Below are 10,518 nucleotides of genomic sequence, written 5' to 3'. Positions count from 1 at the left end.
CGCCACTCCTCTTCATCGGCGCCGCTCATGCGGCGCGCTCTGCATCGTCGCCGGCGCGGGTCACGAGCGCCGCTCCTTTTCATCGGCACTCCGGCGCCGGCCGCTCAGCGGCGCGGCCAGGTCAACCAGAATGGTCAGCCCCCCGCCGGGTGTGTCGCAGGCGGTGATGGTGCCGTCCATCGCCTCGACGAAACCCTTCGCTACCGACAAGCCCAGCCCCAGGCCGGTAGTGGTGTCGAAGTCGCCGAGTCGCTGGAACGGCTGGAACATTTGCTCCGCGGCTCCTTTGGACACGCCCGGTCCTTCGTCGACGATGTTGATCAATACTCGCTCTCCGACCTGGCCGGCGTTGACCCGCACGATGCTGGCCGGCGCGCAGCGCAGCGCGTTGTCGATCACGTTGGACAGCACGCGCTCCAGGAGACCCGCGTCGCCCATCGCGATCGTCCCGCCGACCTCTACCTTGACCCGGTCGATGCTCGCCCGGCCGTAGATCGTGCTGCGCCCGCCGATCCCGACCAGCGCGCGCTGCACGACCTCTTCGAGGTAGACCTCGGCCAGCTCCGGCCGGACCACGCCGGCCGCCAGGCGGGACGAGTCGAGCAGGTTGGCCACCAGCAGCGTCAGCTGATCGACCGACTCCTCGACGGTGGCCAGCAATTCGCTGGTGTCCTCCGGTGAGAACCAGACGTCTTGGGCCCGCAGACTCGATACCGCCGCCTTCGCCGCGGTCAGTGGGGTCCGCAAGTCGTGGCCGAGCGCGGACAGCAGCAGACGACGCAGCTTGTCGGCCTCGGCGAGCGATGTGACCTTGTCGGCCTCTTCGGCGAGCTCACCCCGCTTGACCAGTCCAGCGGCCTGCGTTGCGACAACCGACAGGACCCGCCGGTCGCGCCCGGTCAGGCTGCGGCCGGTCATCAGCATCCAGAATTCCTGCTCGCCGACCTTGACCGCGGTGTCGGCCGCGTCGACGGTCACGCATGACTCGGTGCCCACACTGGCGACCGGGATCGCGCGGCCTTCTACCTCACGGACCAGGCACACCGATCGCTGGGAGTACGCCTCGCGCACTCGCTCCAGCAACGCGTTGAGGTTGGCGCCGCGCAACACCGACGCGGCGAACAGCGACAGCAGCTCGGCCTCCTGGCTGGTCCGCCGGGCTTCCCGGGTTCGGCTGGCGGCAGCGTCCACCAACACGGCGATCGCCATCGCAATGCCGAGCAGGATCAGGATGGTCAGGGCGTTGCTCAGGCTCTTGACCGTGAATGAATATCGCGGTTCGGTGTGGAAATAGACCAGCAGCGCACCGGACAACAATGCGGACAGCACGGCCGGCGCCACACCGCCGAAGAGGGCCACACCGATGACCCCGGCGAAGAAGATTGCGGACTTGCCTCCGACGTCCAGGGTCGGGTCGAGCCGCAAGGTGAGGGCCAGGATCGCCAACGGCAAGATGACGGCGCCCAGCCAGGAGACCACCTGGCGCGCGCGGGGCGGAATCGGCGAGAACGCCAAACCGCGGTTGGCCGCCTCGTGGCCGACCATATGGACGTCGATCTTGCCCGAATTCTTGATGGTGGCCGCGCCGATGCTTTCGCTGAAGATGCTGGCCCACCGCGACCGCCGGGAGCTGCCGAGAACCAACTGGGTGGCGTTCGTCTCGCGGGCGAAGTCGAGCAGCGCGGCCGACACGTCGTCGCCGACCACGACGTGCACGGTGGCGCCGATGCTGCCGGCCAGCTCGCGCACCTTGCCCATCTCACGCGGGGCAAACCCTGACAGCCCGTCGCCGCGGACGACGTGCACTACCATCAGTTGTGCGCTGGACCTCGACGCGATGCGAGATGCCCTGCGCACCAACGTTTCCGACTCAGGACCGCCGGTGACCGCGACAACTACCCGCTCGCGGGCTTCCCAGGTTTCGGTGATCTTTTTGTCGGCCCGGTATTTTGCCAGCGCGGAGTCGACCTGATCGGCGAGCCAGAGCAGCGCGATCTCGCGCAGCGCGGTCAGGTTGCCGGCACGGAAGTAATTGGTCAGCGCCGCGTCGACGCGGTCCGGCGGGTACACATTCCCGTGAGCAAGCCTGCGCCGCAACGCTTCTGGCGTGATATCGACCAGCTCGATCTGAGCTGCCTTACGGACGATCTCGTCGGGAACGGTCTCGCGCTGTTCGACGCCGGTGATCTGGGCGACGACGTCGTTGAGGCTTTCCAGGTGCTGGACATTGAGCGTCGAGATCACCGTGATACCCGCATCGAGTAGTGCTTCGATGTCCTGCCAACGTTTTTGATGCTTACTGCCCGGAATGTTGCTGTGGGCGTACTCGTCGACGAGTGCAACTTCCGGCTTGCGGCGCAGCACCGCCTCGATATCGAGCTCCGGGAAGCTGGAGCCGCGGTAGGTGATGTGGTGCGGCGGAACGACCTCGATGCCCTTGATCAGCTCGCCGACCTTCTTGCGGCCATGCGTCTCCACCACCGCTGCGATGACGTCGGTGCCGCGCTCCAGTCTGCGATGCGCCTCGCCGAGCATGGCGCAGGTCTTGCCGACACCCGGTGCAGCACCCAAGTAGATCCGCAGCTCGCCCCGTCGCTGGGGATACGCCCGGTGATCGAGTGGGTCGTCGTGTGACACCGGCCCGGTTGTGGAGGTCACCTCGCCATCATCCACCGCCAGCGTCAAGACTTCACCGGAGATAGGCGATCCAACTCGAGATTCACCGCCAGCACGTTGACCACCGGCTCGCCGATGAAGCCGAACATTCGGCCGTGCTGGTTGTGGCGTACCGCGTCCCGGACCTGGCCCACGCTGATGCCGCGAGCGCGGGCCACCCGGGCCACCTGAAGCTCTGCGTAGGCCGGCGAGATGTCGGGATCCAGACCACTGCCGCTGGCGGTGACCGCGTCCGGCGGCACCTCCGGCTGTTCGGGCGCCGAGCCGCGAACCGGAACGAGTCGGCCAGCCGAGTAGTCACGGCCGTATTGAGCGCACTGGACCACCACGCCCTGGTAGAGCCGCTGGAAAACCATGGTGGGCGGGCTGCCCGGCTTCGAGCAGGGCTCGTTGACGCTGACCACCGCGACGGGGTGGGTGATGTTGCCGGCCCGGTCACGCGGGCCGATCACCGACAGCACGGCGCCGACGCCGTCACCGGTGCAGAACGGCCGTGCGCCGTCGACCCTTTCGAGCAGGCCGATCGCCCGACTGCGCGAGCACACCTGAGTCAGCAAGCTGGGTTTGAAGCCGGCATCCGCCGGATCGGTTCCGGGAGTCAGCTTGGCCGGATCGGCGGGAGTGTCGACGATGCTCTCCGGTCCCAGGTTGCTGGCGCCCGAAGCGCTGGGGTCATAGCCTGCCGCCCCGGCCGCCGACGGCCTGCTCTGGAAGTACCGCGGCAGCGGGTTGCCGTTTTTGTCGGTGAAAGCCTGTCCGATCAGCGTGCTGCCGACCGGCCTTTTCGAACCATTGGGCCCGTAAACGCTGAGTATCGACCCCTCCGCTTTGTCATGCAGACCGGGGAGTTGTGCGATTCCCCAGACGACCAGCGGGTAGATGACACCGGTGATCACCGTCAGCGCCAGCAGGGCGCAAAGGGCCGCCCAGTGTTGACGAAGCACATTCGAGAGCTTCACGTCAGCCCACCCCGGGAATGAATTGCACGGCCAGGTCGATGAGCTTGATGCCGATGAACGGCGCGACAACACCGCCCAACCCGTAGACATAGAGGTTGCGGCTCAACAGTTTCGGTGCGCTACCCGGCGTGTACTGGACGCCGCGCAGTGCCAACGGGATCAGCGCGGCGATGATCATCGCGTTGAAGATCACCGCGGACAGGATTGCCGATTGCGGGCTGTGCAGTCGCATGACGTTGATCGCGGCCAGTCCGGGAAACAGTGACACGAACATCGCCGGGATGATCGCGAAGTATTTGGCGATGTCGTTGGCGATCGAGAAGGTGCTCAACGCGCCGCGGGTGATCAACAACTGCTTGCCGATCTCTACGATCTCGATCAGTTTGGTGGGATCGGAGTCCAGGTCGACCATGTTGCCGGCCTCTTTGGCCGCGCTGGTTCCGCTGTTCATCGCCACCCCGACGTCGGCCTGCGCCAACGCCGGTGCGTCGTTGGTGCCGTCACCTGTCATGGCTACCAGTCGACCGCCCTGCTGTTCCCGTTTGATCAGCGCCAGCTTGTCTTCGGGGGTGGCTTCGGCGAGGAAGTCGTCGACCCCGGCCTCGTCGGCGATTGCCCTGGCGGTCAACGGGTTGTCTCCGGTGATCATCACCGTGCGAATGCCCATCGCGCGCATCTCGTCGAACCGGGCCCGCATGCCGTGTTTGACGATGTCTTTGAGGTGGATCACACCGAGCACTTCGGCCTTGTCGCCGTGTTCGCCGTCGTCGAGGGTGGCTACACCCACCACCAGCGGAGTCCCGCCAGTCGCCGAAATGCCGTCGACCACGTCGCCGAGCTGGGCCGGAACGTCACCGCCTTGCTCGCGTATCCAGTTGGCCACCGAGTTCGCGGCGCCCTTGCGCAGCCGCCGGTCGTCGAGGTCGACACCGGACATCCGGGTCGCCGCGGTGAATTCGATCCAGTGCGCGTGGCTGAGCTCACCGGGCGGGCGTTCGGGTAGCCCGTAGTGCTGCTTGGCGTACCTGACGATCGAGCGGCCTTCCGGGGTGTCGTCGGCCAGGCTGGACAGCGCAGCGGTGTCGGCGAGATCTTCGTGCGTGACACCCTCGACGGGGATGAACTCCGATGCCTCCCGGTTGCCGAGGGTGATGGTGCCGGTCTTGTCCAGCAGCAGCGTGTCGACGTCACCGGCGGCCTCGACGGCGCGGCCCGACATGGCCAACACATTGCGTTGGATTAGCCGGTCCATGCCGGCAATGCCGATCGCGGACAGCAGAGCGCCGATCGTGGTGGGAATCAGGCACACCAGCAGCGCCACCAGCACGACGCCGTCGACGCCGTTGCCGGTGAGGGCGTCGGAGTCGGGTGTGCCGGGGTTGTTGACCTTCGAGTAGATCGCCAGCGGCTGCATGGTCACCACCGCGAACAGGAAAATGAGCGTCAGCGCCGCCAGCAGGATGTTCAGCGCGATCTCGTTCGGAGTCTTCTGCCGGTTGGCGCCCTCGACGAGCGTGATCATCCGGTCGATGAAGCTCTTTCCGGGCTCTTGGGTGATCTTGACGACGATGCGATCCGACAGCACTGTAGTGCCGCCGGTGACCGCGGAGCGGTCGCCACCGGACTCGCGGATCACCGGCGCCGACTCGCCGGTGATCGCCGATTCGTTCACCGACGCAATGCCTTCCACGATCTCGCCATCGCCCGGGATGGTGTCGCCGGTCTCGACGACGACGAGGTCGCCTTGGCGTAGGTCCGCCGCGCGGACGTCTTCTTCGGTGCCGGGCTTGTCTGGCGCCCAGCCCTTGAGCCGACGCGCGATGGTGTCGGCTTTCGATTTGCGTAGCGTGTCGGCCTGGGCTTTGCCTCTCCCCTCGGCGACGGCTTCCGCCAGATTGCCGAAAAGTACTGTCAGCCATAGCCAGAACACGATCAGCCAGCCGAACCAGGACTGGCTGCGGATGGTCAGCACGCTCGACCAGACCGCACCGAGTTCCACGATCAGCAGTACCGGGTTGCGCCACAACGTGCGTGGGTCGTACTTGCGCACCGCGTCGGGCAGTGCTCGGAACAGCAGTGCGAGGTCGATGAGCCCGCCCTGAGCCGACGTCGGGCCGCCGTGTGGGTGTGGGGGCCGGTGCAAACGTGACCTGGTCGCCGTCGATGTCATCTCAGTGAATTCCTTCGGCGAGGGGTCCGAGCGCCAGGGCCGGCAGGAAGGTCAACGCGCACAAAACGATTGTCACCGCGGCGACCAGACCGACGAACTGCGGCCGGTGGGTGGTCAACGTCCCAGTTGACTCCGGCGTATGACCTTGGCGCGCAAGCGATCCGGCCAGCGCCAGAACCAGGATCATCGGCAGGAACCTGGCGAAGACCATCGTCACGCCCAGGGTGGTGTTGTACCACGTGGTATTCGCCGAAAGCCCCGCGAACGCGGAGCCGTTGTTGTTGGCTGCCGAGGTGAACGCGTAGAGCACTTCGGAAAGGCCGTGTGGCCCGGTGTTTTTCATCGCCGTCCGCGGGCCGGGCAGTCCCATGGCGATGCCGGTGCCGATCAGTACCAGCAATTCGGTGACTGGGAAGTAGCTTGCCGCCAGCTTCATTTCGCGAGGCCGGATCTTCTTGCCGAGGTATTCCGGCGTGCGGCCCACCATCAGGCCGGCGACGAACACCGTGAGAATGGCCATGATCAGCATGCCGTACAGCCCCGAGCCGACGCCACCGGGCGCCACGTCGCCGATCTGCATGTTCAACATCTCGACCAGCCCACCGAGGCTGGTGTAGGAGTCGTGCGCCGAATCGACAGCGCCGGTGGACGTCAGCGTGGTCGCGTCGGCGAACAACGCGGAGTTTGCGACGGCGAAGCGCTGCTCGACCCCCTCCATTGCCGCGGCTGCCGCCGTGGGCACGGTTCCGTGGTGGCTCAGCTGGAACACTTCGATGGACACCAGGCTGATCGCCGCGAGCACGCCCATCACCGCGACGATGGCATAACCCTGTTTGGTGTTCTGCACCATCCGGCCGAACGTGCGCGGCAACGAGAAGCTGATGGCCATCATCAGGAAGATCTCGACCCAGTTGCTCAGTCTGGTCGGATTCTCGAACGGGTGAGCCGAGTTGGCGTTGTAGAAGCCGCCGCCGTTGGTGCCGAGCTCTTTGATGGCTTCCTGACTGGCAACCGGGCCACCGGTGATGGTCTGCGGTACGCCGCTCAGTGTGGTGACCACTTGGTCATGCAGGTGGAAGTTCTGGATCGCACCGTTGGCAATCAGCATGGTCGCGCCGATGATCGAGATGGGCAGCAGGATACGCATCGTTCCCCGCACCAGGTCAACCCAGAAGTTTCCGATTTCGTGCGTTCTGGTGCGGGCGAATCCACGAACCAGGGCGACCGCCACGGCCATTCCTGTTGCCGCCGAGACGAAATTCTGGACGGCCAGTCCGGCCATCTGCACCAGATGGCCCTGTGTCGACTCGCCTGCGTAGGCTTCCCAGTTGGTGTTGGTGACGAAGCTGACCGCGGTATTCCATGCCAGCGAGGGCGTCATTGTGGTGGCCGGATGCGGCAGGTGCAGCGGCAGCTTGCCCTGCAGCAGCTGGAAGAAAAACAGGAACAGCACGCTCACGGCGGAGAACGCCAGAAGACTTCGCGCGTAGGCGTACCACGGCTGCTCGGCTTTGGGGTCGGCGCCAATGATGCGGTAGACGGCTTTCTCGACCCGCCAGTCGTTCGGCGAGGTGTAGACGCGGTACATGTAGTCGCCGAGCGGAATGTGTACCGCTACAAGCGCCAGCACTAGCAAAGCGATGCCGGCGATGGATGTACTCACCTAGAACCTCTCCGGGAAGAACAAGGCGGCGACGAGGTAGACGGTCAACACCGAGGTCAGCCCCAGGCCGACGATGTTGTCGTAACTCATGCGCGACTCATAGTTTTTCGATCAGCTTTTGCGCGTAGCCGAGGACGGCGAACACAGCCACCGTCAGCACGACGTAGGCGATCACGGCCATCGTTTCTCCGTTCGTCGCTAGCCGGTCACGTCGATCGGCGGTGGGTCTCGGTTCCGGCAAGCAATTTACCCGCTATGACGGGTCTGAGGAGAAAGCTAAGCGCCTCCGGTGCGCAACGCTGCGCCGCTAACGAATTCTTTACAGCGGATGCGCCGCCCACGGTTTGCGCAGATCGCCGGAAACCGCCCCGCTGGGAGTGCGCTGCGCGCTACCGCGACAGCGGCAGACGCACCCGGAACGTGGTGTGGCCGCGTGCGGATTCGGCGCTGACCGTTCCGTTGTGAGCCTTGACGATCGAGTCGACAATGGCCAGGCCGAGCCCGTTGCCGCTACGTTCGTGAGATGCGTCCCTCGCGCGCACGAATCGATCGAAGAGATGCGGCAGCAGCTGCGGGTCGATGTCGGGCCCGTCGTTAGCCACCGTCAATTCGGCGTAGGCGTTGTCGGTGCCGGCCCCATGACAGGTGATCGCCGTGCGCACGGTGACCCCGGGTGGGGTGTGGACCCAGCCGTTCGTCAACAGATTGCTGACCAGTTGGTGCAGCCGGTCGGAGTCGCCAAGCACCCAAACCGGGTCATCGGGCAGATCCCTGATCCACCGGTGACTGGGTGCTGCCACCGCGGCGTCGTTGAACGCATTGAGCACGATGTCGGCCAGGTCGACGTCCTCGGTACGCAGATCGTCGCCCTCGCCCAGTCGCGACAGCAGCAGGAGTTCGTCGACGAGCGACGCCATCCGGGTGGCCTCGGACTCGATACGGGCCAGCGCGTACTCCGTCGTCGGGGGTAACGCGGCGCTGTCCTGTCGGGTGAGCTCCGAGTAGCCCTGCAGCGCCGCCAGCGGCGTCCGAAGTTCGTGACTGGCGTCGGTGATGAATTGCCGCATGCGCCGGTCGGATTCGGCGCGGTGCGCCAGTGCGCTGTCGACGTTGTCCAGCAACCGGTTGAGCGTGTGCCCGACGATGCCGACCTCGTTGTCCGGGTCGGTGTCGTCGGTTCGGACCCTGGTGGTGATGCGATGATCCTCGCCGGTGAGCGGTGTGCCGGCAACCTCGGCGGCGGTGACCGCGACCCGGCGCAGTGGCCGCAGCGCGTATCCGACCACCAGTGCGGTCAGCCCCGACGTCACCAGCAGTGCCGCTATCGAAAGCACTGTCGCACTGACGATTCGGAGCTTGATGGTCTTGTTGACCAGGCCCAGCGATACCCCGACCACCAGCACGTCACCGGCTGAGGTCCGTTGGCCACTGACCCGGTACGCACCCAGCCGGCCCAGCTTGACCGTCCGTATCTCGCCGTCGCGCCAGCGCTGCGCTTTGATGGCCGCGACGACGTCCGGTGCGCCGGGGCGCGGGTCGTCCTCGTGGAAGACCGCCGAACCGACGACATCGCCGTTGCGGATCACGGCGATGACATTCCCCGGGTTCTGCCCGGTGAATCCCAACAGTGCCGGCCCGATGTCCGCCCGGCCGGATTCTCGGTACCTGGCATACGAATGGTCCAGCGAGTCAAGTGATTCAGAGACTTCCGCATCGTTCATCGCGTTGACGTAGTCCCGTAGGCTCACCACCGAGATAGCCCCGACCACGAGCATGACGATGGTGACGACGGCCGAGACGCCCAGCACCAGCTGGTGGCGCAGTGTGCGCGGTCGCCACCACGCAGTGTGCTGCGCCCCGGTCATTTCACTACTATCGCAGTGTCATTCCGGCGTGCGAAGCATGTACCCGACACCACGAACGGTGTGGATCATCGGCTCCCTGCCGGCGTCGATCTTCTTCCGTAGATACGAGATGTACAGATCGACAATGCTGGTGCGCCCGGCGAAGTCGTAATTCCAGACCCGGTCCAGGATTTCGGCGCGGGTCAGCGCCCGCCGCGGATTGCGCATCAAGAACCGCAGCAGCTCGAACTCGGTTGAGGACAGCGATATCGGTGCGCCCGCCCGGTGGACTTCGTGGCTGGTGCCGTCGAGGACCAGATCGGCGACCGTGAGGGTCTCCGCCGCCGGCGGTGCGAGGTGGGTGAAACGGCGAAGCAATCCCCGTAACCGGGCCACCAGCTCCTCGAGGCTGAACGGCTTGGTCATGTAGTCGTCGGCGCCCGCGGTCAAGCCGGTCACCCGATCCATCACCGAGTCCCGCGCCGTCAGGAAGAGCGTGGGCGTGTAGGGCCCTGCTTCGCGGACCCGATGCAGGATCTCCAGGCCATCGATATCGGGAAGCATGATGTCCAGGACAACAACGTCGGGCCCGAAGTCGTCGAACTTGCCGACGGCTTCCCGGCCGTTGCGCGCGACCTCGACCGTCCAGCCTTCGTAGTGCAGGGCCATCTTGACCAGGTTGGTCAACGCGGGCTCGTCGTCGACAAGCAGAACCCGGATCGGTGATCCGTCATCCCGGCTGATCCGGGGGAGCTGACCGAGGATCGCCTGACGCGGCCGCTGCTCGCGTGTGGATCCCGACATGGCCGCCATGCGTGTCGATTCTCCCTGCCGCACACGTCATTGTCACCAGGCCTGCAACAAGGAGGTCGGTGCCGTTCCGAGATGCGTTGGCGGCCCGGTGGGCCTCGCGCAGTGGGCGTCGCGCAGTGGATGTTGGCAGGGTGTCCGCCCGGTGTCCTGATCGACCGGGCCGATCGGTGCCACACCAGTCATGCTTCGCCCAGCGAGAGCCATTGAGATCGGTTACCGTTGCCGGCAATTCGGGTCTGCGGGAGGGCGTGATGACGGTCGCTGAGCCGATCATCAACGTGCTCGGTCCGTGGTGCGGCGGCACGTCGGCCGTGGTTAAACCTAAGTTAAGCCGGTTTTTCGGGGGTTTGTGGTGGTTGAGCTGGCCTGATGGGCGTCGACACGCCGTAATGT

At 65.7% G+C, this 10,518-nt stretch carries 7 protein-coding genes; all 7 read right to left on the bottom strand.

Going from position 1 to position 10,518, the window contains the following annotated elements; genetic code table 11:
* Positions 1-60: 60 nt before the first annotated feature.
* The 7 genes from ABDV69_RS18725 to ABDV69_RS18695 all read right to left on the bottom strand — a co-directional run bounded on the left by ABDV69_RS18725 (position 61) and on the right by ABDV69_RS18695 (position 10,125).
* A complete protein-coding gene (locus ABDV69_RS18725) occupies positions 61-2,637 on the bottom strand; it encodes a sensor histidine kinase KdpD (RefSeq protein WP_343577080.1) in 2,577 nt (858 codons plus the stop codon).
* A 44-nt stretch (positions 2,638-2,681) separates the two neighbouring features.
* Positions 2,682-3,635 (bottom strand): potassium-transporting ATPase subunit C, encoded by a 954-nt coding sequence (locus ABDV69_RS18720; protein WP_343577079.1) that lies wholly within the window; start codon positions 3,633-3,635, stop codon positions 2,682-2,684.
* A 1-nt stretch (position 3,636) separates the two neighbouring features.
* The gene (gene kdpB, locus ABDV69_RS18715; RefSeq protein ID WP_343577078.1) at positions 3,637-5,805 is read right to left on the bottom strand and encodes a potassium-transporting ATPase subunit KdpB; all 2,169 of its coding nucleotides are present in this window, start codon (positions 5,803-5,805) and stop codon (positions 3,637-3,639) included.
* Between the two features lies 1 nt (position 5,806).
* Entirely contained in the window at positions 5,807-7,468 is a 1,662-nt protein-coding gene (gene kdpA, locus ABDV69_RS18710) for a potassium-transporting ATPase subunit KdpA (protein WP_343577077.1), read from the bottom strand.
* A complete protein-coding gene (locus ABDV69_RS18705) occupies positions 7,469-7,558 on the bottom strand; it encodes a potassium-transporting ATPase subunit F (RefSeq protein ID WP_343577076.1) in 90 nt (29 codons plus the stop codon).
* Between the two features lie 299 nt (positions 7,559-7,857).
* Positions 7,858-9,333, bottom strand: a complete 1,476-nt coding sequence (locus ABDV69_RS18700) for a HAMP domain-containing sensor histidine kinase (protein ID WP_343577075.1) — start codon at positions 9,331-9,333, stop codon at positions 7,858-7,860.
* 18 nt (positions 9,334-9,351) lie between these two features.
* Complete coding sequence (locus tag ABDV69_RS18695) at positions 9,352-10,125, bottom strand: response regulator transcription factor (protein WP_343577073.1); 774 nt, start codon at positions 10,123-10,125, stop codon at positions 9,352-9,354.
* Between the last annotated feature and the right edge of the window lie 393 nt (positions 10,126-10,518).

Source organism: Mycobacterium sp. (assembly GCF_039583785.1).
In the GTDB taxonomy this organism is placed as follows: Bacteria; Actinomycetota; Actinomycetes; order Mycobacteriales; family Mycobacteriaceae; genus Mycobacterium.
This window is presented reverse-complemented; position numbering and strand designations above follow the sequence as displayed.